This is a genomic window from Actinomadura napierensis (assembly GCF_039529375.1).
In the GTDB taxonomy this organism is placed as follows: Bacteria; Actinomycetota; Actinomycetes; order Streptosporangiales; family Streptosporangiaceae; genus Spirillospora; species Spirillospora napierensis.
Map to the genome: position 1 here is coordinate 1 of NZ_BAAAMR010000388.1, position 561 is coordinate 561.

Here is a 561-nt window from a genome sequence, read left to right on the forward strand (position 1 = left end):
GTCAGGATTTTGCAAAAGTTGTTTCGAATTTGCCGAAAAATACAGTTGCGCGAGTTGGGATTATTCGTCAAGGACAACGAGCAATGCTTGGTTTACGTATTCAGTAAAATATTATAAAAATGAACCACCCTGAAAATGGGTGGTTTTTTATTATTTGTATTCGGCATAATGTTCGATCTAGCTAATTAAATTTTAGCTTTGAATTTAATGATTAAAGTGGGTGTTTTGTGAGCAGTATTTTCGATTTACATATTCAGGTTCAGCCACAGCATATTGATGCTTTAGGGCATGTTAACAATGTAATGTATGTCCAGTGGATGCAAGACGTCGCTGCTGCTCATGTGGAAACATTAGGGGTAGGAGTAACCAAATATCTAGAGCTAAAACATGCAATGGTTGCGGTTGAACACCATGTGCAATACCGTAAAGCTGCGTTTGAAGGGGAAGAAATTGTGCTGCGGACATGGCTAGATGATATTAATGCTCTATATTCATTTCGTCAGTATGCTTTTTTCCGTCCTTCTGATCAGGCAATTTTGTTCGTTGGAAATACCAAATGGG

Annotated in this window: 1 protein-coding gene; it reads left to right on the forward strand. The window is 38.1% G+C overall.

Annotation, left to right across the window (positions count from 1 at the left end; translation table 11 throughout):
* Positions 1–227: 227 nt before the first annotated feature.
* The coding region (locus ABD296_RS50085) for an acyl-CoA thioesterase (RefSeq protein WP_344285755.1) at positions 228–561 on the forward strand (334 nt) is incomplete at its 3' end.